We start from the raw sequence: 26,972 nt of genomic DNA, 5'->3' as shown, positions 1-26,972 counted from the left end.
GGTATATACATGTTTCAATCCGTTGGAGGGCATCATGTAGCAAGAGAGGTTATTATATTATTATTCTTGTTGCCAATTTTTTATTTCTTTTATGTTCTGTCGTTCATAGTTATCTTTGCAAGAATGAATCGAATTATTAGAGCAATTCTTGCAACTATAATTTTGGCTTTAGCTATTTATATTTCAATCAATGCTAATTTAGAGTTTTTTGTATTTTTTCTTTCAGCTATTGTTTTTCCGCTTATCATTCGTTTTTGCCAATCAGAAACGAAAAAATATTTTGGTTCAAGACATAAATTGGCTTCTCTATTGAGTTATATATTATTACCATTATTTTGTACTTTCTTTTGGCCGACTTATTTAATCATAGTACCTGGCGTGACTAAGTATTTAGAAAATAGACCAAGTAGCGAGTGCAAAAAAAATGGACGTTTAGTTGAACTGTCCAAAGATACAATCTTACGTATTTATCCGAATTCTAAATATTCACCATTTTGGGTTATTGAAGGATATAATAGTGCTAATGTTTCAGAAAGAAAATTTTGCGAGAAGTTTTCTAATGATGTAGCTCATAAAATTGATAAAATTAGTGATATTAGAATTGACTCGAGTGATATTTGCCTTCATCCAACATCCAAAGCATTAACTGCTTATTGCAATAATATAAAAAATGAAAATTTACAATTTAACAATTTAGATATTGATTTTTTTAGAACTAATAAGAATAGCTCTGATGACAGTTCATTTAAAATATTTCAAGAAAACTTAGAGTATGCAAAAAGTAAAGAAAACTGCGATTATTGTTATAATAAATTTATAGAGAGTAATCAATTTGACAATAATATAGTTCTGTATAGATTTAAAAATAATAATATTCTAATTGTTCCCCAACCAAATTGGTTACCTATTCAATCTGAACCTTTAGTAATTAAATGTTCAATTGATAAGGATTTAGCATGTCATTATATTTATGAATATAAAGGGGATTTTAAAGTATCACTTCACTATGAATTTATTAATCATGATAATAAAGCCAATTATGGAGAGGAACCCATTTACAACCAAGAGTTCATTGATAAATATTTAGAAGGCGCTCAAAAAGCCGCTTTAGTAGTTGAAGATTTTATTGAGAGTCTAAGTGACAAGCAAGATATGGTGGATTGAGACTTTAGTTAAATAGTTTCAAATTACTTGCCGATTGATGTTAGTTTATATTTTATGGATTGATTTCAGATAAAGCTTTCAATGCTTTGATAAATTTACCGAGAATATACAGATTATAGTTTTCTTATTATTAATAAATAAACAATCAAAAAATTGTAGTGTAATATGTTTAATAAAATAGATTATATAAACATAACTGGTTTAAATAAAATATAATTATCTGAATGTTAAGATAGGGAAGAGTAATAAACAATATCGATAGGAAAAATAAGCCATTATTAAAACTAGATTGAACTATTTATTTAAGCGATAAATTAAAATTAGAGGAAAGGTAATCACTTTTACCTTTCCTAGAAATTTAACATATTATGACTCGATAATTTGTGGATATTTTTTACCAGATAGAACACTAAATCTGCCGGTTCCAAGCAATGAAAGACTAAAAGCAGTTAAAGACATAAATGCTGGATATTCCCAACCACCACCTGGATTAGTAAATGACCAACCATTAGCCCAATGCACAATAGTTATTATTGCTAGTTGAAAAAAGGCTATCAATGCAACAGCGCGAGTTAGAATACCTAATAGCAACAATGCACCGCCACCAATTTCAAAAACGATTACAATATAAGAAAAGAACCCAGGAAAACCAAGAGTGTGAAAATACTCTGCGGTACCTTCTGGTGTTAGAACAAGTAACTTTGTAAAACCATGAGCTAAAAACATCATACCTAAAGCAATTCGTAATACGAAAGCAGCTACATCAGTTTGATATTCTTTCATTGTGTGTTTCCTATATTAAGTTAACAAAATAATAAAAATCTTATATATCTATTACTTATTTGAAACATAGGATACTGCATGTGAGATTGTCTCACAGTTAACAATCAATAGTAAAGGAACATTAAAATATTAAAGTTCTTCTTATCAATATGAATTAGTACTATTAATTGCGATAAAATAGCGGTGCGACTAATGTCGCACCGGTATTACTTACTTATTGTTGGTGTCGAATAGAATTGGTATTTAAATTTGTTTGCCTAAATTATGTTTCTAAACATTCAAATTTTATTGGGTAACATTATATATCAAAAATGAGACTTTAGTCTCATTTTTTTAAAATATTTCACAATTAATAATTTATTATTTAAAATGAAAGAAATGGAGTAAAATTAATATAAGTCAAAAAACACTGTTATGAACAAATTTGAAACTAGTTCTTTGAACAACTTTACAAGTCTTAAAAAAAAGAATTATGAGCGACTATTAGAGATTGCTTTGGACTCATTAGAAAATGGAATTGAACCTACGATTACTGAGTTAGCTGATAAATCAGGAATCTCAAGATCGACTGCTTATCGCTATTTTCCAACACAAAATGATCTGATATCGGCAGTGGTTAATCGTTCACTTGATCCTATTTTACAATGGCATACAGACGAACAAAATATAAGCCAAAGAGTTAATGAATTCATATCGTTTGCTTATACTGAAATGATAAAACATGAAGGTGCTATAAGAGCGACGATGCGATTATCTTTGCAACAATGGGCTAATGAGCGTTCTAAATCAGCACCTAATACAACAAAACGAGTACGGGAAAATCGTAAAGAGGTAATTTCGAAATTATTACAACCGTTACAATCACAGCTTAGTGAAGAGCAATATAATAAAGTCATTTATACCATATCAATCATCTGTGGTTCGCAAATAACGGTTTTAAAAGATGTTTGGAATTTAGATGATTCATATATTATATCGCTTTCTCAATGGATAGCTAACGCTATCATTAATCAAGCGAAAAATGATGCTAACACTTAACGTGTTTTTTTCCTATTTCCTTTCTAAGTTTTTAAAAACGAAAAATCATTCAAAACACTGCCATATTAGACAGTGTCTTTCTTTTATATCTATAAATTTTAGAAACAGATATTTTTTTAATGGTACTGAATTGGTTGTTGGTTTTGTTCATCGTGAACTAAAAACAAACAGGTATTGCTGGTTAAAACAGCTTGTTGTAAACGCAGTTTATCTTGCTCATTAAGATCATTAACACATGCAACTACATAACTACAGGTTTTACTTTGTAATGCTTTCTCAATAGTAGATACTAAATTTTCATTATTCAAATTAGCTAAATGAACAACTTTTTCTTTATCTAGTCCAGCAGTATTCACCCATGAACGTTTCAGCATCGGACGATCTGATAGCCATAATTGCCATTTTTTCTCTTTATTAAATGAACGTAATAAAGGTCGCTGTTGTTGTAACACCTGTTGAAAGGGTGTTTCAAAATTGATAGCCATAAGTTGTGGTGAAGAATGTTCAATAAGCATAAAAACCTCGATACTGTTTACATATACAGTGTATATTAATACAGTAATTTGAGGTTGTAAATACTATTTGTGATCATTTTTTATATTGTTTTGGGTTAATATACCTTCATGAACGAAAAAATTGATAGGTAAAAAAGCCTAAAAATGTCATTAAAACTGAGCCAGTAACATGAACAGCAATGGTCGCTAATCCCCAACCAATACGACCTTCTTGAAGAAAATTAACAATTTCAGCTGAAAATGTTGAAAAAGTAGATAACCCACCACAAAAACCTGTAATTATCAGCAATCGCCACTCAGCAGAGAGATTTGCATGATTAAAAAAAGCAATTGCAAAACCAATAATATAACCAGCGATCAAATTAGAAAATAATGTACCTAAAGGAATAGCAAAAGCAATGACATTTAATTTTAACGATAAGAACCAGCGAAGCAATCCTCCGAAAACTGAACCGATTGAAATAGCTAAAATAAGTTTCAACATAAATGGGCAACCTTTAAATCATAAATTAAACCTGATCATATCAGTAGAGCATCCAATTGGATATCTTTTTGAAGATAAAATCATTCATTTATTAAATATATTAAATATTCGATTTCAATCGTTATTATTTTTTACTGGTTTGCGCTAAAATATTTAGCTAAATGATTAAATATAAAGGTTATGATAATGTTTACAGGAATCGTACAAGGTGTTGGTCAGATTATTTGTATCACAGATCAGGACAAATTAAGAACCTATAAAGTCAAACTTCCACACAACTTAACAAATAATATTGAAATCGGGGCATCAATAGCAAATGATGGCTGTTGCTTAACTGTAACCGGAATTGAAAATGACTGCGTAACCTTTGACATTATGCAAGAAACCCTTGCTTTAACTACTCTCGGCAATAAGAAGCAAAACGACTTTGTTAATATTGAACGAAGTGCTAAATATGGTGATGAAATAGGTGGGCATGTAATGTCTGGACATGTCTCTTGTACTGCAACCATTATTGATATCCAAAAAACAGCTACCAACTGTCAAATGACCTTAGCTATGCCAGAAAAATTTATGAAATATGTGCTATATAAAGGCTTTATTGGTATAGACGGCGCAAGTTTAACCGTTGGTGAGGTTAAAGATAACCATTTTAACATTCATCTGATCCCAGAAACCTTATCGATTACTACTCTGGATACCAAAAAAGTAGGGGATAGTGTTAATATCGAAATTGATTCACAAACTCAAGCTATTGTCGATACGGTTGAACGCGTATTAGCAAAATAAATGATTGAGCACAAAAGATTATTTAATAATGGTTTATTGCGAAAAATAGACTTTTTATTGAGATAAAAGCAAACTATTAAAAGCATCAAACCATTATTATTGAATTAACTTATAATATAAGATATTACAAACATTTATCTCTTTTAAAAAAATAAACTCAGCTATTTAATAGGATGAAAATATTAAAGATATGCTTTACTATCTGAAATGAATCATCCAAATAATCATCATTCTTAATTTATTCATTAAAAAGAAATATAAAATAGTAATTTCATGTCAAATGACTAAATGTATTACCTCACTATTAAGACCTTTATAATCATCTAGATTAAGAAAAATACCCCACTTTAAGATTGCTATTCACGCAATTAGACTTTTCAACATTGGTTATTATCACATTTGATTCCAGATTAATCTGGAAAAAAATGTAATCGTCTTATTTATTTATCTAACTATACTTTAAATCATCATGAAGGTATTACATATAGAAAAAGGAGTTGAGTAATGGAAAGACAGATCAAATTACTTAAACTACTTTTTAGCCAGTCAGAATTTAAACCGGCTGCTTTTTTTAGTTCAAAATTATTAATTTCAACTAAAACCGTATATTGCGATATTGAAAAACTAAACGAACGTTTAAAAACGATACCGAATATGGATATTCGAATCGAAAAGTCACCTCGTAAAGGATTAATTTTATTAGGTCAAAAAACGGATTTAGAAACAATAATTAATTATTTAGAACAAAAAAATAGTCACAGTTATTTTAATAAAAAATCACGGCGATTAAGTCCTGAATACCGTCGCTTAGATATTGTTAAACGATGTTTATTAAATAGTGAAAACGTATCACTTGAGCAAATATCTTTTGACTATTTAGTCAGTAAAACATCATTACACAAAGATATCGAATTTATTAATCGTGCGCTTGAACAAGAAAATATCGTATTAACCGTCACTCACAAAGGAATTCATGTTGACGGTAATGAAAATCAAATACAACGAGCGATTAAACATTTTTTCTCCTTATATATTCACAAACAAGATGACTATTATCTAAATCAATTGATGAAATCCTTTATTGGGGATGATTCGTTTGAACAGATAAATCGATTACTGTTTGAACGTTTTGAATCGGTCGTTGTACAATCTACTGAGCATTATCTATCTTCGCTACTGATATCAATTACCATACAACTTAAGAGATTGTGTTTGGGATATTCAATTCCTGAAGAAAATGATTTTTTATTTAATCATATTCGATATATGCAATCCTACTTAATTGCCTCGGAATTGGCAAAAACACTTGAGTCAACTTTTCAGGTGGCGTTTCCAACCAATGATATTAAATATTTAAGCAAACTGTTTTTTGCTCATCGAATCATTGATGAAAATATCATTGTTGATGACAGTTTTTATGAACAAATTATCTTCAGGATCATAAAAAAAATTGGTGATATTGAGAATGTAGATTTAACGGGTGATAGTAAATTGTTTAACTCTTTATTGTCACATTTTCCATCGATGATTACTCGTTTACAAAAGAAAATCCGTATTATAAATCCAATACTAGACGAGATAAAACAAGAATATTCTAAATTATTTAGTGTGTTATGGTATGCACTTTCTGACTTAGAACGTAAATTTGACATCCATTTAAATGATCATGAAATCTCATTTTTATTGATTCATTTTCAAATAGCTTTAGATAAAGCCGCGGATGCAAATAATATTGTCATTATTTGCCAATATGGATGCTCATCATCAAACTTAATTTTAAATAAAGTACGAAAACTTTTACCGTCGAAAGATAATATCGAAGTCTATTCTGTCTCAAAATTAAATTCGACCAAACTTAGTAATGTCGATTTAATCATCACTACACTTGATATCAACAACATTAATAAACCAATTGTCAAAATATCGTCATTATTAAACAATCAAGATTACCAAAATATTATCCAAGCTTACGCCAACTATGTTCTTAATAAACAACCCGATTTTTCAGACAATTACTATCCAACAACAGCTAAATTCGTTAAAGCCGATTTAATTGAATTAAACGTTGATATTCAACACAAAAATGAATGCCTTAACTTACTGATAAGTAAGCTTGAAGAGAAAGGATTTGTAACTAAAAACTATCGTGATTCAGTGTTATATCGTGAAGAAATCGGTGATACCTCGATTGAAAACGGGATCGCTTTACCACATGGTTCACCAATGTTTGTTATCAAATCAAGCATATCAATCATGACCTTAAAACAACCGATCAAATGGGGCATGATTGATGTCAGCATCATTATCATGGTTAGTCTTTCGGAGAACAATATTAATAGTATTAATGACGTTTTCACTGAAATTTATGAAATAGTCTCGAATAAACAGGCAATTTCATCCTTAAAAAATCTCACAAACTTTAAACAACTTAAACTATTTTTGGACAATCAAAGAGGAATCAAGAATGTACTTTGATCAGCATTTATGCCTATTCAATATTGAGGCAAAAACTAAAGAAGAGATCTTAACAACAATGGCACAAATGTTATTTTCACATGGAATTGTTAAACAAGACTATTTAGATGGAATTTTGCAAAGAGAAAAACAATATCCAACAGGATTATTAATTAATTCCGTCGGTTTTGCCATACCACACACTGATTCTTCAAAAGTTAATCAGTCACAAATTTGCTTTGCATCCCTAAAAAATCCAATCATTTTTTCTGGTATGACTGATGATAAAGAACAAATCCCAGTCAAATTCATTTTTATGCTAGCAATGAAGCAGCCACATGAGCAAATTGAAAATTTACAAAACCTTATTGGCTTATTTCAAAATGATGAGCAAATAAAATTATTAGAAAAGTGTCAATCAATTAACGAATTTACCTCTATTTTAAATAGCGCAGGCGTTAAATAGGGTTGATTAATTTTATCAAGGAGTTACAAATGGATAGTGTCATTAATATTTTTCAATGGTTAATAGATCTTGGTGGAGTGGTTTTTTTACCAATCATCATTTTTATCATAGCCTTATTTTTTAGAGTCAGTTTTTCCAAAGCGATAATGTCGGGTATTACCGTCGGTATCGGTATCGTTGGTCTTGGATTAGTTATCGGTTTACTATCTGACACTTTAGGTGTTGCCATCCAAAAAATGGGTGAACAGTATGGAACATCATTAAGTATTATGGATATTGGTTGTGGAGTAGGTGGGCCATTGGCATTCTCAACTACATTGGGGTTATTGCTAATTCCAGCATCATTAATTATCAATTTCTTATTTATCTCACTCGGTTGGACTCGAACTTTAAATGTCGATATCTGGAATTTCTGGTTTGCGATTTTCCTAGGTTTAGTGGCATATTCAGTCACAGGTGAATATTGGGTTGGTATCATTGGCTGTATAACTGCAGTAATGTTGCAATGGTTTTTAGCCGATCTATTACAGAAACCAATAAGCTCATTTTTTGGTTATCCTGGCATTGCTATTACTCACCTCATGGCATTATCGGGTGCAATTGTCGCAATCCCATTAAATTGGATCTTTGACCGAATTCCAGGTTTAAATAAATTAAATGCCGATTCAGAAACGCTAACCAAACGTTTTGGTATCTTTGGTGATACTGTTGTTATCGGATTAATCATCGGTATTGTTGTAGGGATTTTAGCCAATTATGATGTTCCAAAAATTGGTCAGCTAGGTATTTCAACTGCTGCAATCATGAAAATTATGCCAAAAATGGTTGCAATGTTTATGGAAGGCTTACTTCCTGTTGCTGACGCTGCGCGTGAATTTACTAGCAAAAAACTTAATGGAAAACAAGTAAACATCGGAATGGATGCCGCGTTAACTGTTGGTCATCCTGCGGTAATGGCAACTGCGTTAATCATGGTGCCTGTATCATTACTACTTGCTTTGATCTTACCGGGTAACAAAGTACTACCTTTTGGTGATTTAGCCTTCTATGCATTTGGCATCTGCTTAATGGTACCGTTCTTTAAAGGTAATATTATTCGTTCAATCCTTGGTGGCACCATTTACCTAGTTATCTGCCTATATATGGCAACTTGGCTTGCACCAGTCATCACTGATGTATTCCATCTAGCTAATTATGATGTAGGTACAGCTGGTATTGTTACTGTAATTTTATGTGGATTATGGCCTGTAACACTATTTGTACTGTTATTAACCCATATCGGATACCTTGGCTTAATTGGTTTAGCTCTCGTAATCCTTTGCTTGCTTATCTATATTAACAAAATCAAAAAAATTGAAATGTATTAAAAGGAAATAGTCATATGAAAAATTTACTCATAATGTGTGGTGCAGGTCATGCAACTTCAACTATTGCAGTAAGCAAAGTTACTAAATGGCTTAGTGATGAAAAATTAACAGATCAAGTGAAAATTTATCAATCTAAAATTGCTGATGAACTTAATAAAATCGACTCTTATGACGTTGTGGTGAGTACCACCATCGTACCAGATTCAATTAAGGCTAAAGTCATCAACGGTTTACCATTACTTACTGGTGTAGGATTGAATGAGTTTTTTGCAGAGTTAAAAAAACGTTTAGCTATTTAATTGAAAAGCATCATAAAGTATTTATAACGACCGCCTCATTGACTTTCGTTAACTGAAATAACAAAGTTAATGAGGCTGCAATAAGGAATAAAGCAATATGAAAATTATTCATCATGCCATTGAAATCAATACTGTTGCTGGCAGACACTCTTACCATGATATTACTGAAGAATTAAATCAATTTGTTAAGCAATCCAATATCGAAAATGGTCAGTTAACCATAGCTACCACACATACAACTTGCTCACTATTTTTTGAAGAATGTATGCATGACACTAATTTTTTTGGGGATGAGTTTCTTCATGTCGATATCAACAATACCTTAGAAAAAATTGTACCACGCATGACCAGTGAAAATCAGTACAACAGCCCAGGTCCAAAGCATGTTGAATTTGGTTTAGGACTTAGTGATCCCAATTATCCAGCAGAAAAATGGGTTATGCTAAATACTGATGCTCATATCAAATCATCACTTTTTGGTCATTTCTCATTGGTGTTGATCATTAAAGATGGTTCGCCACTATTAGGGCAATTAGGAAAAATCTATTTTGTTGACTGGGATGCGCTTCGTGAACGAAAACGTAATGTCAATTTTATGTTGATGGGCTGTTAATAAGAGGGAATAATTATGATACTGTCTCCATCACTATTTAATTCTGATCTTTATCAGATTAAAGAAAACTTGGAAAAATTGAAATCATTGGGTATTCGTCAATTACATATTGACGTGATGGATAATCACTATGTACCAAATCTTGGTTTTAATGCAAGCTTTGTCAAAGATTTAAAAACACATACTGATTTCATTTTAGATTGTCATCTTATGGTCGAGAAGCCTGAGTTAGTCATAGCAGATTTTATTGATGCTAAAGCTGATATCATCACCTTTCATTACGAAGCAACAGCCCATCACTCATTCATTATCAACAAAATAAAAAGTAACAATATCAAAGCTGGAATAGCTATCAATCCAAGCACACCCATTGAAAACCTTAAGCTACTCTTACCTTTTATTGATTTGGTACTCGTTATGACAGTCAATCCTGGTCAAAAAAATGAAAGCTTTTTACCTTTTACCTTACAAAAAATTGAACAATTAACCCGTGAAAAACAAAAAGGTAATTATTATTACGACATCCAAGTTGATGGCAATATTACTGACCAAACTATATCACCATGCATTGCCGCTGGGGCAAATAGCATTGTATCGGGTGGATTCATCTTTAAAAATAATGCCATCGAAAACAATATAGAAAAGTTAAAAATGGCAATAAAATAGGAATAAAACAGTGACTATCAGAAATGTACTTAGCAATATATTGACAGAAATATCAGCGCAGGAAGGCAATTTAAATGAAGATCAACTTCAGGAATTTAAAAACGCTATTATTTCCGCAAAACATATCTTTTTAGCTGGAACCGGCAGATCAGGATTAATGATTAGTGCATTTGCTAATCGATTAATGCATTTAGGTTTAAATGTGAGTTTAATAACTGAAATCAGCAAACCTAAAGCAAACGTTGGCGATTTATTGATTTTAGGATCTAATTCTGGGGAAACTAAAAGCCTCATCGCTTATGCTAATCAAGCAAAAGCAATCGGCGTTAAAATAATCCTATTTACCACCAACAACAACTCAAGTTTAGCAAAACTAGCTGATAACATTGTTGCAATTCCAATCAATGTTGTTCAATTAAATCAACCTATGGGCAGTACCTTTGAACAACTATCTCTGCTGACTTATGACAGCATCATTTATAGCCTAATGGAAGATTTGAATCAAACGCCAGAATCAATGAAAAATCGACATGCCAATATTGAATAGCATTGAGTCTAAAAAACTCCAAATCTCAAACCCAAATTAGTGACGGATGCTTTTGGAGGCAAGTCCATTGCATCTACACTATATGGGATAGTTAACATTATAGTATTTAATATCTTTATAAAATTTTGAGGAACGGGTTTTTTGATTCAAAAAAAGTTGAGGAGCGGGGTTTTTGAGGGGATGAGAATGCAAATAGCTCTTAAAAAGTTAAACCGCTATTAATTTATCTATTCAATTAACAGCGATTTTATCCCTTACAGATTGAATCACTATTTAATATTTTTTAAATAGTCAGCAATTTCTGCAATATCTTTAGGTGTAGTTTGGCAGCATCCGCCAATCAATTTAGCACCTAATTTTAACCAAGTTGGTAATTGGTTTTTGAAAGTACAGTTGTGTTGGTGATTTTTATGCCATTGTTTGGTAGTTGGGTCATACTGATCACCTGAGTTTGGATAAACAATCAAAGGTTTTCTAGTTAAGGTTTGTAATACGGTTAATGCGGCAGTTACTTCTTCTAAGGCAATGCAATTAATACCAACACTAACCACTTGATCAACGTTATTTAGATAATCGATCACTTCTTTTAGCGGGGTACCATCGCTAAGGTGATTAGCATCTTTTAAGGTAAATGAGAACCATGCTGTCATTGTTGGATACTGTTTCAGTACTTTAACAAGCGCTTTAATTTCAGCAAAATTGGGTAAGGTTTCGCAAGCTAGGATATCGGCTTTTGCATCGATGAGTGCTTGTATTCGGATCTGATGAAACTCGATAAATTCTTCTTCACTTAATTGATAGTTGCCTGTGTATTCTGAACCATCAGCTAAATAAGCACCATAAGGACCAATTGAACCAGCTATAAATAGTGGTTTATTTTTACCAATCTGAGTTAAATATTGCTCTTTTGCTTGTTGAGCCAGCTCGACACTTTTTTTGATAAGCTTTATAGATTCATCTAAAGATATCCCTTTTTTAGCGAACCCTAAAGGTGATGCCTGATAGCTGGCAGTGGTTGCACAATCTGCACCAGCTTTAAAGTAGTCATAATGAACTTGCCTAATCAGATCGGGTTGTTCTATTAATACTTTGGCTGACCACAAACTATCATTAAGATCACAGCCACGGCGCTGTAACTCACTAGCTAAAGCACCGTCAATTATAATATTTTGGTTGAATGATATTGGATTAGACATTATCGGTTTACTCGTTGTTGATAAGCTCGGGTAACATGATAGGCGATATAGCAAAACACCACAAATGGAATACCACAATAAAGCGCGATGCGCTGTTCTGGATCGAATGCCAAACCAACACAAGCAACTAAGCATAGAATAAAGCCTAAAATTGGTACTAATGGGTATAAAGGTGCTTTATATTTGAGACCTTCAATGTCAGAAGATGAAAGTTGTTTTCTAAAAAAGTAATGAGAAGCACAAATACTTAACCAAACCGCCACCACAGCAAATCCAGAAATCGCGGTTAGGCCGACAAACACCGTATCTGGGGCGATGACACTAGAAAACAGCGCTAATAAACCGCCAATCATACTAACGGCAATAGCTGTGGTTGGAATACCTTTTTTATTTAGTTTACTAAAGTATTTAGGTAATGTGCCTTGATTGGATAATGACCATAACATCCGACCAGAAGCATATAGACCAGAATTAGCGGCTGATAGAATAGCGGTTAAAATAACAAAATTCATAATATCAGCCGAATAGGGGATACCAATACTTTCGAACACTTCAACAAATGGACTTTTGATTACACCAGCTTGCTCCATTGGTAGTAGCGCTGCTAATACAAAAATTGTACCGACGAAAAAGATGATTAATCTGAAAATAGTGGTTTTAATCGCTAATGGAATCGATTTTTCAGGCTGATGAGTTTCACCAGCAGCTATACCAATAAGTTCGGTTCCAGAAAAAGCAAAATTAACTGATACCATGGTCATAATTATTGGCGTAATACCATTTGGGAACCAGCCATACTCGGTAATATTATGTAAAAATGGAGCTGGCATATCATTTTTCATCGGAATTATGCCAAAAATAGCTGCGCTTCCGGCAATGATAAATACTACGATAGTGATGACTTTTATTATCGAAAACCAAAACTCACTTTCGGCAAAAAATTGTGCAGTAATTATATTCAACATAAAAATGACTAAGCAAAAAACTAAACACCACTGCCATACAGGGACTTGCGGGAACCAGTATTGCATACACAATCCGGCAGCGGTAAAGCTTGATCCTAATGCGACAGTCCAAGTTAACCAATAAAGCCAGGCTACCGTATAGCCTGTAGCAGGGCTGATAAATCGTGATGCATAGGTATGAAAGGCACCTGTTTCAGGCATAGCCACAGCAAGTTCACCTAAACATAACATGACAAGATAAACGACTAATGCGCCAATTAAATAGGCAATGATTGCACCAATTGCGCCAGCAGTGGCAATAATATAACCGGTATTAAAAAATAGACCGGTCCCAATTACACCACCTAAAGATAGCATAATTAAATGCCGAGTTTTCATGGTGCGTTTAAATTGATTTTCATTACTAACAGAAGAATGTTTATTCATAAAATTTATTTTTAGTTAAAGTAAAAGAATCCATAATTCTAAGTAAGTTGAATTATGATTTAAATTTTCAATGATTTATATCATGACATTTATTTGGATGATTGCTCTTAATTGTAATAGATACGATTAATATAAGCGATATTTTTGTCATCATTTAACTATTAATAAACGCATTGTTCTAATCAGCTGATTAAAGAAATCTTGTTTATTTAATTTTTTATCATTAACATCAACTTCATCTTTATCTCGTTCTAAATTGTAATCAATGTTGGAATAGATTCCTTTTTCATTGTTTTTATCAAATGTAAATAATGGATTATCCTTTAAAAATTGATGACAAATTATAAAAAGTTCTCGACTACTACTTTGTATCTCTTCCAACTGAACGTTATTGTCTATAGGATTGTTGGTTTGTGCTTTAATACGTCCTAATACTTTAATTGGTATATCAATATTCCATTTGAGGGCTTTTATTTTATCTATATTACGGTACTTATAGATATCATCGGTTATTTCAATTAAAGCACGGATTGCTATATCGCCTTCATCATTGTGCCAACTTAAATTATTTAATGAAATTTTTCGATTAGAAGGGGTGAGAAAATTATCAAAAAGCCATTTTTGTTTGGCTATTGGATCGATTGGATATCCCAAATCTTCACCATCTATGCCTTCATAATTAATATCTAATTTTCCTGATCCTAGATTTTGATTGCCATAAGTAATTGAATTAATATTTGTTATAAAATAACCATCTACTGTGAGATTATCATTAAGTTTACTACTTTGCTTTATGTTTAAATTATTAATTGCAATTGGTGGAACATAAGTCGAAGTGAATTTGATTTTATCAATATTTGTTATTGAATCGATATTAGGAATGGTAAATATTTCTTGTTCATCTATATTGAAAGCATAATGGCCTTTATTTTCAATATTGCTTATATCAAATAGAAATCGATTAATCGTGCCAACGTTTATGTGTAAGTTACCAAGGTTCATTTTATATTCTATCTGATCCTGGTTTGGTTTTGCCGTTAAGATAAACTGCTCAAATGAAATAGCATCCTGTTTATTTTTATAAAGTGTTAAATTATCAAATTTTAATGTCGATATGAGTTGATTTCTGTCTTCTCCACTTTCTAAATTGTAAATAACATCTGAAATATAAAATTCTAATTTCGAATGATTCAATTTGATTGCCTTTGTCGCTAATTTAACAATTAGATATTGCCCATATCCGATGCTTGCATGACCTGTTATAAAAGGTTTATTACCCGCAATTTTCCAAAGTTCTGGCGAGTTTATTTTACCCATTTCATATTCAATCCAAGCAAATTTTGGAGTAAAAACACCATTTGCCAAAGCTGCAGTGGGGAAGGGACCATGATAAATAGTTAAATCATCATCAAATACTTTTAGGGTACTTTTTTGAGATTGATTTTTAGGGGATAAGGTAAAAGTTAAGTGAACTTTTGTCGAAAAAATATTCTTTTGATAATGGCTTTTATTAATCGTAATATCAAATAATTGTTGATAGCTATTAACTTTTTCGGTTAAGGATTGAAGGTTATTATCAAATTCTCTTTCAATAATATTGCCTGTATGCCATGAAATTCCAATATAGCCAAGTCCTAGTGCTGACATTATAATTAAGATGCTTTTTTTCATTAATATTCACTTATAATATTCTTATTTTCTAATGATATTTTTTAAAGACTTATTTAACTATATTAAGTATGTTATTTCAAAATTTAATAAATTCTATAAATTTACATCTATCATTGTTTAATCAAAAACTTCATTTTGCGATTTGATATAACTAATCAAATAATATGTATCGGATTTGCAAATAAATTATTTTTTAGAAGCTATCCCGCCAAAAGGTGGCGGGATAAATTAGTGATAAAAAGTTTAACTTTTAAAAATGGTTTTGAAGCTCTTGAAAACTCATTTTTTTGCCATTAAGGTTGAATTGACCACTTTGTTTAGTGTATTCAATTTCAGTGAATATACCTTCCACATCTCCTTTTTTAAATAAAATTGCTGGATATGGAGATCTATTAAAAGATCTTTCAACGATGAATTGCATTTGTTTAGCATCAGACTCAAATTGTTGTTCAGAAATATTTTCATTTTCTGGATTATCAAATTGAGTCTTAATACGTGCTATAACTTTGTATGGTGCATCAAGATTTACTTTAAATTGGTTAAGTTGATCGATATTTTGAGCCAATCTTAAACTTGACATTATAGTGAAATCTGAAACATCAAAAAATGCACTGAAGTTAAAATCACCGGCTGCATTGTGCCAATTGACTTTTTTGAAGTTCATTTTGGTATTAGGTGAACTATGTTTTATTTTAGCTAAAAACGGCGCTGCTTCCGGGTAAATTTCTAAAAAAGATTTATCTAATCCTTCAAAATCAAATTCAAACGAACCATTACCTATGTCTTGTTTACCATATTTAAATGAACCAATCTTGAATGCAAAATCACCATTTAAGCCACTCTCTTTTGCTTCTAACTCATAATTCCAAGCTAAATTTTTCAGAGAAATTTCTGGTGTATCTCTGGCCGATTCAAAATTAAAATAGAAATCATCAACGCTAGCATTTAAAGTATATTTATTTTGAAAATCTGCATCGTTAACAACTTTTAAATTGGTTATTTTTAATTGATTATCTGCATCATGTTGATAATTAATTTTACTTGCTTCAATCGAAATTGATGGGGCAACAAAATTAATGTTTCCTGAAGCACGCCAATTTATCTCACCAAGATCAAGTTTACCATCAGCATCTTCAACTCCGATATCTTTCAAATCAAATACAATTGGTTGAGTTGATATGTTATAGTTTATGAAGTCAGAATAAGATAGGCTTACATGACCTTTCATAAATGGCTGATTACCCGCTTTTTTCCATAAATCAGGATTAAATTGCTCACTATTTTGAAATTCAACCCAAGCTTGTTGTGGTGTGAATACGCCATTTTTTAACGCTTCAATTGGAAAAGGACCATGATGAATAATCACATCATCATCGTATAATACAACTGTTTTTGAGTTTTCAATGTTTGTTACAGCTAATTTTATGTGTGTTTTAGTTGAGAAGAGGCTTTTTTCGTCATTTGTATGCGTGATTTGTACCTCAAAATTATCTTGTAAGCTATTAACTTCTTGGGTTAAATTTTTTAATGTGCTATCAAGACCATCTTCTATTACATTTCCGGTATACCATGCAGTACCAACATACCCCAAACCTAATATTGCAATAACACCAACTGCTAATTTTGTTTTCTTCATTTTTACTCTCTTGATTTCTATTACTTGTTAATTACTTTTTAAAATTAATAATTTTTACTGTTTTCTTACTTCGGGTTTAAGCCTAATCGCGTTTAATTCATAGTTATTTAAATAGTTCCAACACATTACTTTTATTATAAATTTTTCCATTAATATTAACATCATTGCTATCTTGATGTATATCGATAAATAAACCTTGCTCTCCGTCTTTACTAAAGGTAAATAATGGCGAATCATTAGACATATGTGCCAATATGTCTTGGACTATTTTTTTAGATTTATTAAATTGATCCTCTGTTATACCACTATTATTAGGCGAATGATATTGAGCAAATGTACGCGCTAGTACGTTAAGCGGGGCGTTCACGTGTAATGTAAAGTTATTGATGTTATCAAACGGATCGTTAATTGTATAAATTTTACTAAGATTAGTAACATCAAGTAAGCCTTTGATATTGATGTCACCATTATCATTATGTAAATTTAATTTTTTTAACTCAAATCGACTATTGATAGGTTGATTATATTGAGTATCTTCATCGATAAACGCTGCACCAAATTCCGCCTTATCTAAACCTTGATAATCAATATTTATTTCTGCTTTGCCTAACTCTTGTTGTCCATATAAGATCGAGTCAATACTACCGCTAAAAAAGCCATTTAGAGTACGGCTATCACCAAAATTAACTTTCTGATTGACTGAAATTTTATTTAATTTTATAGCAGGTCGTTTATCGTCTGACTCAGGAATTAAGGTAAACTTATCGAGGTTAGCTTGTAAGGTTATATTTTGATTATTGGAATCAATAGTGCTATCTACTTTTAGATTGTTTATTAAGAAAGTGTCATTATCGGACTTAGTAAAGTCATAATCAGGATTGAAAAAAGCATCTCTTAGATTTGTATTTAAAGAATCTAAACTCAATAAATAATGAGTATTTGTTGATTGTTTTTCGCCAGCAAACTCAATGTGAAGCTTATCTAAAGTGAAATATACATTAGCTTTTTTGGTGTGAAATCTATCTAAATCCAGCATTATCGAAGGTATAGGGGAATCATTATTACTAATAAATGTAAAACTACCATTACCTAATTCGTATTCAAGATTAATATTAGTTTCGAATTCCCTTTTTTCACTAAATTTTCGACTAAAAAGTTTCATGATCAGATTATTACTATAATCCAAACTAATGTAGCCAGTAATAAATGGTTGATTTCCCATAGCTTCCCATAACGCAGGTTTAGCTTCTTGGCTGATTTCATAATCAATCCAAGCCTGTTGTGGTGAAAATATACCTTGTTTTAAAGCTGCAATTGGGAATGGTCCATGATGAATAGTAAAATCTTTATCAGCTAACGTTAATACATCCTCTGAACTTCCATCTTTGGGTGTTAACGTCATATAGATGTGTGTTTTGGTTGAAAACAGATGTCTTTCATGATTAGAATGGGAAATGTTTAACTTAAAGATATTTTGCGCATTGTTAAATTTTGCAACGGTTTCGGGTAACGTATTGTATAGTTCCTTTTCTATTACGATACCTGTATGCCATGCAATACAAATATAGCCTAATATAGTAATAATGGTGAATATAGCAATAGTAATAATGGTTAATATTGTTTTTTTCAATTCTTATGTTCCTGTATATTTCGAGCTATTTTTCTTGATGTTCAGCAAAATCCGCTAATAAATTTTTAATATAATCAATGCGTTCAATGCGCTCTAAATCAGCTTTGAGTAATTTTAATCGATTTGTTCCTTCCAAGCGATAATTTTTTGGTGATTTTTGAATTGTTTCAATTAAATAATCAACTGAAATTTTGTTGTTAGATCCAAACTCAATAAAACCACCTTTTTCACCAAATTCAATTTTTGTAATACCTAATTTTTGTGCTTGATAACGGATTTTCGTTGTTTCTAATAAAAAAAGTACCGGATCAGGTAGCTGACCAAAGCGATCGCGCATTTCGACTTGAATATCGGTTAATTCATCTAAACTTTCGATGCTTGCAATTCGCTTATATAGTGACAATCGAGTATTGACATCGGGGATGAAATCATCAGGAATCAACGTTGGTAATCGTAACTCAACTTCGGTCTGTTGATTATTGAGTAATGATTCAAGAGTCGGTTCTTTGCCTTCCTTAAGAGATTTAACGGCATCATCAAGTAATTCGATATAAAGGTTAAAACCAATTGTTTCAATCTGCCCACTTTGATCACTGCCTAATAATTCGCCTGCACCACGGATTTCAAGATCATGTGTAGCTAAAGCAAAACCAGCACCTAAGTCCTCTAATGTAGCGATAGCATCAAGACGTTTTTTAGCATCTTTACTTAGTAATTTAGGGTGTGGTGTTAATAAATAAGCGTAAGCTTGGTGATATGAGCGTCCAACTCGACCACGCAATTGATGTAATTGTGCTAAACCAAATTTATCGGCTCTTTCAATAATAATGGTGTTAGCATTAGGGATGTCGATTCCGGTTTCGACAATGGTAGTACACACCAATAAGTTGAATCGTTGATGATGAAAGTCATTCATTACGCGCTCTAAATCGCGTTCATGCATCTGCCCATGACCAACTGCAATTCGTGCTTCAGGTACCAATTCAGCTAACTTTTCAGCCACATTTTCAATATCTGATACGTCATTGTGTAAGTAATAAATTTGACCACCACGCAAAATTTCACGCAAGATGGCTTCACGAATAACTAAGTTATCATATTCTCGAACAAAGGTTTTTACCGCTAATCGGCGAGCAGGTGGTGTAGCGATAATTGAGAGATCACGCATACCACTCATTGCCATATTTAGCGTTCGAGGAATAGGGGTAGCCGTTAAGGTTAATATGTCGATATTGGCTCGCATCGCTTTAATACGCTCTTTTTGGCGAACACCAAAGCGATGCTCTTCATCAACAATTAAAAGCCCTAAATCTTTCCATTTTACATCTTCTTGTAAAAGTTTATGGGTACCAATAACAATATCGATTTTACCTTCAGCGAGTTCTTGAATTATAGCTTGTTGCTGTTTAGCGGTTTTAAATCGTGACAAACTTTCAATGCGTATTGGCCAATTGGCAAATCTATCACAAAAACTTTCATAATGTTGCTGTGCAAGTAAAGTAGTCGGGACTAAGACTGCGGTTTGTTTATGATTTATCACCGCTAAAAATGCAGCACGAATTGCCACTTCGGTTTTACCAAAACCAACATCACCACAAACTAATCGGTCCATAGCATAAGGTGAGCACATGTCACCAATAACAGCACCAATGGCATTTTGCTGATCTTCCGTTTCTTGGTAAGGAAAAGCTTGGCAAAACAGCTCGTATTGTTCACGATCTTGTTTGAATTCGAAGCCTGGCTTACTTTCGCGTTCAGCATAAATATCTAACAATTCAGCTGCAACATCTCGTACTTTTTCGGCAGCTTTTTGTCTAGCTTTACTCCATGCATCAGTACCTAATTTATTGAGTGGAGCATTTTCTTCATCACCACCAGAATAACGGCTAATTAAGTTTAGCGATGAAACGGGTACATAGAGTTTAGTATCATTGGCATAAAGTAAAATAAGGTATTCAGCAGTAATACCACCTGTTTCTAATGTGGTTAAACCAGCGTAGCGACCAACACCATGCTCAAGATGCACAACAGGCTTACCGGGTGTTAATTCTGCTAAACTACGGATTAAACTGTCAGTATTAATTGCCTGCTTGTTCTCTTTCTTACGACGAATAACTCGACGGCCCAATAATTCGTTTTCAGTAATAAAGGCCAAATTTTGTTGATGATCGATAAAACCTTGTTCGCTAGCACCAATCATTAAACAATAACGATTATCCGATTGTTGGCTAAGTTGAGTGATGGTGGTTGGATGTATTCTTATACGGCCTAATATTTCTAGCAATGCATCTTTTCGACCTTCTGATTCGACTGAAAAAATAATCCTGCCATTAAAATTTTGAGTAAATTGTTCAAAATGTGAATAGGGATTTTTCTGCTGAATCTGTATAGCCATTTCAGGCAGTAAACTAAATGGTAAATTAATACTTTTGTTCGATTCAGTGATTTGAGCGCGTGAAACCGTAATTCGTGGATAGTGTTTGAAATGAGCAAAGATTTCATCGGTTTTTGACCAAATAATTGTTGGTTCTAAAAGCGGTCGCATAGGATCGACTTTTCTGCTCTCATAACGCTGAGTAATATCTTGCCAATATTTATTAGCAAACTGTTCGATGTTAGCAGTGTTAATGATCAGTGTATTAGATAAAAAATAGCTAAATAGTGGCGTGAGCGGTTCATTAAAGAATAATGCCTGCCAATACTCAATACCAGTTGGTAAAATATTTTTACTAACTTGTTGGTAGATACTTTCAGGGTCTAACCTTACTTCAAATCTCTCTCGCCATTGGCTTCTAAACAATTCTATTGATGTTTTATCAAAAGGAAACTCATGAGCAGGTAGTAGTTGAATTTCGGTAATTTCATCGAGAGTCCGTTGAGTTTCGACATCAAAGGTCCGAATGCTGTCTATTTCGTCGTCAAAGAAATCAATACGGTAAGGGCTTTCACTGCCCATCGGATAGATATCAAATAATGCTCCGCGAGTAGCATATTCACCATGTTCCATGACTTGACTAACTGAACGATAACCCGCATTTTCAAGTTGCAAGCGTAGATTTTCCCGACTTATGGCTAAGCCTTTTTTCATCATAAAGACATGCCCACCTAAATAGTTCTGCGGGCAAACTTTTTGCATAAGCGTATTAATTGGTAAGATTAATGCACCTTTGGTCAAATGCCCTAGATTATAAAGGCAAGATAATCGTTCTGACACGATATCTTGGTGCGGTGAGAAGCTATCATAAGGAAGCGTTTCCCAATCGGGGAAGAAGATCGACGGATAGTGTGAAAATTGTTTTAGCTCTTCATGGAGACGAGTTGTTTGTTGCATATCATCTGTAACAATCACCACTAAACCATCATGTGCGTCAATGACTTGCGCACAAAATTGAGATAATGAAGAACCGACAAGTTGACCAACTTGTTTAACTTCACCTGATTTTTTAGGAATGATGCTAGAAATATTATTAGGCATGTTGGAATAATAGATAATTGCGACAAAGTTATCGTGATATTATAACGTAATTATATGGTTGTTTTCTATAACTGTTTAATCCTGTATGATAAGCAACTAAAATTTAAAAAGTTGATTGAAAACTTCAGGTATTTAATAACTATTATGTCAAAGATATTTCGTCCATTAGTATTTTATATTGGTTTACGCTATGTATATGGGCAAAAAAACGATGGTTTTGGCCGATTTGTTTCCTGGCTATCTATGATTGGAATCATGCTTGGTTCTATCGGTTTAATTGTGGTATTGTCGGTAATGAATGGGCTGGAAGAGCAGATGCAAAATAGTATCTTAAAGTTTTTTCCTCAAGCACAAATTACCTCTAAAACAGGTAAAATTGATTCTAGTATTATCACTTCATCGCAATTTGAAAATATCCAAGGTGTTGAGCGGATAACGCCGATTATTACAGGTGATGTGGTTTTACAAAGTCAACAAAGTATCACGGTCAGCACCTTAATGGGGATTACTGCTGACGACCACGATCCGATTGAAGATTATGTTTATGCTGGTTCAATCGATACCTTACAGGCAGGCAGCTATAATGTAATATTAGGGCAGACGTTAGCCGATCAATTAGGAGTGATAGTTGGCGATAAGATTCGCTTGATGGTCACCGATGCCAGTCAGATTACACCAGTAGGGCGTATTCCTTCCCAACGTTTATTTACCGTGAGCGGGTTGTTTTCCGTTAATCATGATATCAATCAAGCGTTAATTTATATCAATCAAACTGATGCTAGAAATTTATTACGTTATCCTGCTAATAATATTAGTGGCTGGCGTCTATTTTTAGCTCATCCACTTGAAATTTCGTCAGTAACAAAAAATCCATTACCTGAAGACTTGGTGTTTACCGATTGGCGAGCAAAACGTGGTGAGCTGTTCCAAGCTATTAAGATGGAAAAAAATGTGATGGGGCTGTTGATTAGTTTAATTGTAATTGTTGCGGCATTTAACATTATTACTTCGCTTAGCTTATTAGTTATGGAAAAACAAGGCGAAGTGGCCATATTAAAAACGCAGGGTTTATCACGTTTTAAGATTATGCTGATTTTTATTATTCAAGGTGCTAGTTCAGGTGTCATTGGAACTTTATTAGGTAGCGCCATTGGTTTGTTACTAGCCTCATATTTAAATGAGTTGATGTCGGTGCTTGGTTTATCCTTTGCTGGTATTGAATTACCAACGCTAGTTGAACCTGCACAAATTATATTTATTATTTTCGGATTACTTATGTTATCGCTAATTTCAACTATTTATCCTGCATATCGTGCAGCCAATATCCAACCAGCCGAGGCTTTACGTTATGAATAATTCACAGCCACTTCTTTCAGCTAAAAATCTCTATAAAACCTATAAAGAAGGCAAAATGGTGACCGAGGTATTAAAAGATGTCTCGTTTGATATCTATCCTAAATCATTGCTGGCAATTATTGGTAGCTCTGGCTCAGGTAAAAGTACTTTGTTGCATTTGCTTGGTGGATTAGACAAACCAACTTCAGGTGAAATCACATTTAAATCTCAACAACTGAATCGCTTATCAGAACAAGAAAAAGCACATTTGCGTAACCAAGAAATTGGATTTGTATATCAGTTCCACCATCTATTGCCTGATTTTACTGCGCTTGAAAATGTAGCAATGCCTTTGTTGATTGGAGGCACTTCGCCTAGCGAAGCTAAAAAACGCGCTATGGCGATGTTAGAGTCGGTAAATCTAGTTAAACGTGCTAATCATCGTCCATCTGAACTATCAGGTGGTGAACGTCAACGCGTTGCGATAGGACGAGCGTTGATTAATAATCCGGCACTCGTGATGGCTGATGAACCAACGGGTAACTTAGATAAATCAACAGCTGATTCAATTTTTGAGTTACTGATAAAACTTAATCGTGAACATGGTACGGCTTTTTTAGTGGTTACGCATGATCTCGCTTTAGCAAATCAACTCGATCATCAATTGATTATGAGTGATGGGCAGTTGTCTCATTCGGTGAAATAAAGGTAAATGAATTATGAATTTATCATTAATCACAGCCATAAAATTCCGTAAAGGACGCCGTAAAAGCGGTATGGTTTCGTTGATATCAATTATTTCAACTCTGAGCATTGCTATAGGTATTGCTGCGCTGATCATTGGCTTAAGTGCCATGAATGGTTTTGAGCGTGAATTAAATGATCGAGTTTTATCGGTCGTGCCTCATGGACAAGTTTATTCTCATATGGGCAATTTGGAAAATTGGGAGCATATTCAAACTGAACTGCAAGAAAATAAACGTATTGTATCTGCCATGCCGTTTGTTAGTTTTACGGGATTGATTGAAAATGGTAGCAAGCTTGGTGCGGTTGAAGTACAAGGACTTGACCCAGAACAAGAAAAGAAGATAAGTGCATTACCTAATTATGTACTTAATAATAAATGGCAAGATTTTAAAGCAGATAATCAACAAATCATTTTAGGTGCCGGTTTAGCTAAATCACTTGCAGTTCAAGAAGGGCAGTGGGTTTCTTTGCTTATTCCGGTTTCAAACAATCCAGAACAACTTAAACCACCTCGTCGAGTTCGTTTACAAGTACATGGTATTTTAGATCTTAGTGGTTCATTGAGTAACAATGTGGCTTTATTACCTTTAACTGATTCACAAAAGCTACTCAATATTGGTGACAGTGTCACAGGATTGATGATCAATGTAGATAATGTTTATCAAGCTAGTGATATTATTGGCCAGGCAACCTTGAATCTTGAAGAAAATCTCGATTTTAATAGTTGGGAACGTACATTTGGATTTATGTATCGTGATATTCAAATGATTCGACAAATTATGTATTTAGCGATGATTGTCGTAATTGGCGTTGCTTGTTTTAATATAGTATCGACGCTAGTTATTGCAGTTAAAGATAAGCAACGAGATATCGCTATTCTTAAAACACTTGGCGCAACCAATAATCTTATAAAACGTATTTTTATTTGGTATGGTGTAATTTCAGGTTTGATTGGTAGTGTGATTGGCGTGGTGCTTGGCGTTATCGTTTCATGGCAACTTTCAAACATAATGGGTTTGTTTGAGTCGATGATGGGACATAAAATCTTAAATAGCAACATCTATTTTGTTGATTTTTTACCATCCGAAATTCATCTGTTTGATGTTGTCATTGTGTTTATTACGGCAATGTTATTGAGTTTGATTGCCAGCTACTACCCAGCTCGAAGAGCATATAAAATTGATCCGGCTCGAGTGCTAAGTAGTTATTAATAAATTAGATAAAATAATAAAGGCGCAAAGTTCAATTTGCGCCTTTATTTTTAATAATTAAAACCATATGTTGTTTTATAATATTGATAAATTGAATATAACAGCAAACACGATGCCGCAAAGAGGATTAAGATTAATAGAGTGTAAATATTGCTTTGATAGCGAAATTTTTTCAAACAGACCGTAACTATCCCACCTAGAATAAACCCTGTAATCGCACCACCAATGTGCGCCATATTGTCAATAGAAGGTAACAAACCTAATCCCAGAGTCAGAAATAAACTGATTACAATAGACTTGATAGGCATCTCTTGCAGATCGGTACGATTGATGAGTGAATAGGCAAGCAGTGCAGTGATAATACCTAAGATAGCCCCCGAAGCACCACAACTAATAACACTATGACGAATGGTTGAAACGTCACTCGCTAAGCTACCAAATAAGCCGGACAATAAGTAGATACCAATAAAAGAAAATGGTGGGATCAATCGTTCTAAAACAATCCCAACACTCCATAATGCTAACATATTCATAGCAAGATGAGCTAATCCTGCATGTACAAAGATATTGGTAAATAAACGCCAATATTCACCAGAAAAAGTTAACTGAGCAACATCAGCACCCCAGTCAATCAAGAAGGCGTTTTCCATATATGTTGAAAAACCACGAGAATCAAGTAGATGAGAAATAACAAACCATGCAACATTAAGCAGAACTAAAATACTCGTAATTTTTGCTTGTTGAAATAAATATTGAAGATTTCTTAGATTGCCCATGTGTGGAGTATCCCTTTTGAAAAAAATAAATCATAACTAAGTTAGATAGATGTGTTAATCCAGATGCTTACCTAAAATAACTAAATCACGCTTGACGCCATCAAGTTCGGCAATTTTGGGGAGTAGTGCCCAATGTTGATAATGAAGTTTTTCAAATAGTTTTATGCTAGGCGTATTGTGCCCAAAAACATAGCTAAGTATGGCTTCGATACCAATTTGCTTAGCAAATAATTCAATTTCAGTCACTATGGTTTGACCGATTTTCTTCCCTCTAAAATCTTGATGAATGTATAAACTAATTTCAACCGTTTTATCGTAAGCCGGACGGCCATAAAATGATGATAAGCTCACCCAACCACAAGGTTGATTTTGATATTTGATTAACCAAAGTGGGCGTTTTTGTGGATTATGCTGCTCAAACCACGCTAAACGACTTTCAACAGACACCGGCTGTAAATCAGCTGTTACTTGGCGACTAGCAATTGTTGAATTATATACATTCACGATAAAAGGCAAATCATCTAAAGTTGCATCTGTACAAGTAATCATAAGTTTAAAAGAAAAGTGATTAGTTTGCATAATTGTAATGGCTTTGTTATGTACAAGCAACCAAAGGCGATTTAATAACTAAAAAAAGAAAAATAGTTTAAAAGAATTTACCAAAAACCCCTTTCCTCAACATTTTTGACACCATTTCAATAATGAATAAATTAGCAAAA

At 33.0% G+C, this 26,972-nt stretch carries 24 protein-coding genes; 13 read left to right on the top strand and 11 right to left on the bottom strand.

Features of this window, described 5'->3' with window-relative positions:
* The first annotated feature begins 9 nt into the window (after positions 1-9).
* Entirely contained in the window at positions 10-1,164 is a 1,155-nt protein-coding gene (locus J3U27_RS05345; RefSeq protein ID WP_267377014.1) for a hypothetical protein, read from the top strand.
* A 366-nt stretch (positions 1,165-1,530) separates the two neighbouring features.
* On the opposite strand, the gene J3U27_RS05340 is transcribed toward J3U27_RS05345, so the two are convergent.
* Positions 1,531-1,947 carry a DoxX family protein gene (locus J3U27_RS05340; RefSeq protein WP_065734870.1) on the bottom strand — a complete coding sequence of 139 codons (417 nt, stop codon included), beginning with the start codon at positions 1,945-1,947 and terminating at the stop codon, positions 1,531-1,533.
* A gap of 414 nt (positions 1,948-2,361) precedes the next feature.
* Here J3U27_RS05340 and J3U27_RS05335 point away from each other — a divergent pair, with 414 nt between their 5' ends.
* A complete protein-coding gene (locus J3U27_RS05335; protein ID WP_065563465.1) occupies positions 2,362-2,985 on the top strand; it encodes a TetR/AcrR family transcriptional regulator in 624 nt (207 codons plus the stop codon).
* A 116-nt stretch (positions 2,986-3,101) separates the two neighbouring features.
* Here J3U27_RS05335 and J3U27_RS05330 read toward each other — a convergent pair whose 3' ends face one another.
* Complete coding sequence (locus tag J3U27_RS05330; RefSeq protein WP_065734868.1) at positions 3,102-3,500, bottom strand: cell division inhibitor SulA; 399 nt, start codon at positions 3,498-3,500, stop codon at positions 3,102-3,104.
* A gap of 106 nt (positions 3,501-3,606) precedes the next feature.
* On the bottom strand, positions 3,607-3,984 hold the full coding sequence (gene crcB / locus J3U27_RS05325) for a fluoride efflux transporter CrcB (protein ID WP_065563463.1): 378 nt from the start codon (positions 3,982-3,984) through the stop codon (positions 3,607-3,609).
* A 186-nt stretch (positions 3,985-4,170) separates the two neighbouring features.
* Here crcB and J3U27_RS05320 point away from each other — a divergent pair, with 186 nt between their 5' ends.
* The 8 genes from J3U27_RS05320 to hxlB all read left to right on the top strand — a co-directional run bounded on the left by J3U27_RS05320 (position 4,171) and on the right by hxlB (position 11,185).
* The gene (locus tag J3U27_RS05320; protein ID WP_065734866.1) at positions 4,171-4,773 is read left to right on the top strand and encodes a riboflavin synthase; all 603 of its coding nucleotides are present in this window, start codon (positions 4,171-4,173) and stop codon (positions 4,771-4,773) included.
* 504 nt (positions 4,774-5,277) lie between these two features.
* Positions 5,278-7,248 (top strand): BglG family transcription antiterminator, encoded by a 1,971-nt coding sequence (locus J3U27_RS05315; RefSeq protein ID WP_267377013.1) that lies wholly within the window; start codon positions 5,278-5,280, stop codon positions 7,246-7,248.
* Complete coding sequence (locus J3U27_RS05310; protein ID WP_267330310.1) at positions 7,238-7,693, top strand: PTS sugar transporter subunit IIA; 456 nt, start codon at positions 7,238-7,240, stop codon at positions 7,691-7,693. The genes J3U27_RS05315 and J3U27_RS05310 overlap by 11 nt, the downstream gene beginning before the upstream one ends.
* 29 nt (positions 7,694-7,722) lie before the next feature.
* Positions 7,723-9,060 (top strand): PTS galactitol transporter subunit IIC, encoded by a 1,338-nt coding sequence (locus tag J3U27_RS05305; RefSeq protein ID WP_065563459.1) that lies wholly within the window; start codon positions 7,723-7,725, stop codon positions 9,058-9,060.
* Between the two features lie 14 nt (positions 9,061-9,074).
* A complete protein-coding gene (locus tag J3U27_RS05300; RefSeq protein ID WP_065563458.1) occupies positions 9,075-9,359 on the top strand; it encodes a PTS sugar transporter subunit IIB in 285 nt (94 codons plus the stop codon).
* A gap of 97 nt (positions 9,360-9,456) precedes the next feature.
* Positions 9,457-9,972, top strand: a complete 516-nt coding sequence (locus J3U27_RS05295) for a YjbQ family protein (protein ID WP_267330311.1) — start codon at positions 9,457-9,459, stop codon at positions 9,970-9,972.
* Positions 9,973-9,987: 15 nt separating this feature from the next.
* Entirely contained in the window at positions 9,988-10,638 is a 651-nt protein-coding gene (gene rpe, locus J3U27_RS05290) for a ribulose-phosphate 3-epimerase (protein ID WP_267377012.1), read from the top strand.
* A 10-nt stretch (positions 10,639-10,648) separates the two neighbouring features.
* The gene (gene hxlB / locus J3U27_RS05285; protein WP_267377011.1) at positions 10,649-11,185 is read left to right on the top strand and encodes a 6-phospho-3-hexuloisomerase; all 537 of its coding nucleotides are present in this window, start codon (positions 10,649-10,651) and stop codon (positions 11,183-11,185) included.
* Between the two features lie 269 nt (positions 11,186-11,454).
* Here the strand turns inward: hxlB and mmuM are convergent, their stop codons facing one another.
* From mmuM to mfd, 6 genes are all read right to left on the bottom strand, one after another.
* Positions 11,455-12,381: a homocysteine S-methyltransferase gene (mmuM, locus tag J3U27_RS05280; RefSeq protein ID WP_267377010.1), complete on the bottom strand. Its 927-nt coding sequence runs from the start codon at positions 12,379-12,381 to the stop codon at positions 11,455-11,457.
* Positions 12,381-13,772, bottom strand: coding sequence for an S-methylmethionine permease (gene mmuP, locus J3U27_RS05275; protein WP_065734860.1), 1,392 nt, complete (start codon positions 13,770-13,772; stop codon positions 12,381-12,383). Before mmuP ends, mmuM begins: the two co-directional genes overlap by 1 nt.
* 150 nt (positions 13,773-13,922) lie before the next feature.
* The gene (locus J3U27_RS05270) at positions 13,923-15,443 is read right to left on the bottom strand and encodes a DUF945 family protein (RefSeq protein ID WP_065734859.1); all 1,521 of its coding nucleotides are present in this window, start codon (positions 15,441-15,443) and stop codon (positions 13,923-13,925) included.
* Positions 15,444-15,693: 250 nt separating this feature from the next.
* Positions 15,694-17,079, bottom strand: a complete 1,386-nt coding sequence (locus J3U27_RS05265; protein WP_267377009.1) for a DUF945 family protein — start codon at positions 17,077-17,079, stop codon at positions 15,694-15,696.
* Positions 17,080-17,182: 103 nt separating this feature from the next.
* Entirely contained in the window at positions 17,183-18,709 is a 1,527-nt protein-coding gene (locus J3U27_RS05260) for a DUF945 family protein (protein WP_267377008.1), read from the bottom strand.
* Between the two features lie 25 nt (positions 18,710-18,734).
* Positions 18,735-22,184 (bottom strand): transcription-repair coupling factor, encoded by a 3,450-nt coding sequence (gene mfd / locus J3U27_RS05255; protein WP_267377007.1) that lies wholly within the window; start codon positions 22,182-22,184, stop codon positions 18,735-18,737.
* Between the two features lie 153 nt (positions 22,185-22,337).
* Between mfd and lolC the strand changes: the two genes are divergently transcribed.
* Genes lolC through lolE form a run of 3 tightly spaced genes read left to right on the top strand, consistent with a single transcriptional unit; the run spans position 22,338 to position 25,477 of the window.
* Positions 22,338-23,540, top strand: a complete 1,203-nt coding sequence (gene lolC, locus J3U27_RS05250; protein ID WP_416380076.1) for a lipoprotein-releasing ABC transporter permease subunit LolC — start codon at positions 22,338-22,340, stop codon at positions 23,538-23,540.
* Positions 23,533-24,225 (top strand): lipoprotein-releasing ABC transporter ATP-binding protein LolD, encoded by a 693-nt coding sequence (lolD, locus tag J3U27_RS05245; RefSeq protein ID WP_065563449.1) that lies wholly within the window; start codon positions 23,533-23,535, stop codon positions 24,223-24,225. The genes lolC and lolD overlap by 8 nt, the downstream gene beginning before the upstream one ends.
* A 13-nt stretch (positions 24,226-24,238) precedes the next feature.
* Complete coding sequence (gene lolE / locus J3U27_RS05240) at positions 24,239-25,477, top strand: lipoprotein-releasing ABC transporter permease subunit LolE (RefSeq protein ID WP_267377006.1); 1,239 nt, start codon at positions 24,239-24,241, stop codon at positions 25,475-25,477.
* Positions 25,478-25,527: 50 nt separating this feature from the next.
* Here the strand turns inward: lolE and J3U27_RS05235 are convergent, their stop codons facing one another.
* Positions 25,528-26,253 (bottom strand): rhomboid family intramembrane serine protease, encoded by a 726-nt coding sequence (locus tag J3U27_RS05235; RefSeq protein WP_267336865.1) that lies wholly within the window; start codon positions 26,251-26,253, stop codon positions 25,528-25,530.
* Positions 26,254-26,307: 54 nt separating this feature from the next.
* Entirely contained in the window at positions 26,308-26,832 is a 525-nt protein-coding gene (locus tag J3U27_RS05230; RefSeq protein ID WP_267377005.1) for a GNAT family N-acetyltransferase, read from the bottom strand.
* Positions 26,833-26,972 lie beyond the last annotated feature (140 nt).

This window comes from Gilliamella sp. B2911 (genome assembly GCF_026536965.1).
Classification (GTDB): domain Bacteria; phylum Pseudomonadota; class Gammaproteobacteria; order Enterobacterales; family Orbaceae; genus Gilliamella; species Gilliamella apicola_E.
This window is presented reverse-complemented; position numbering and strand designations above follow the sequence as displayed.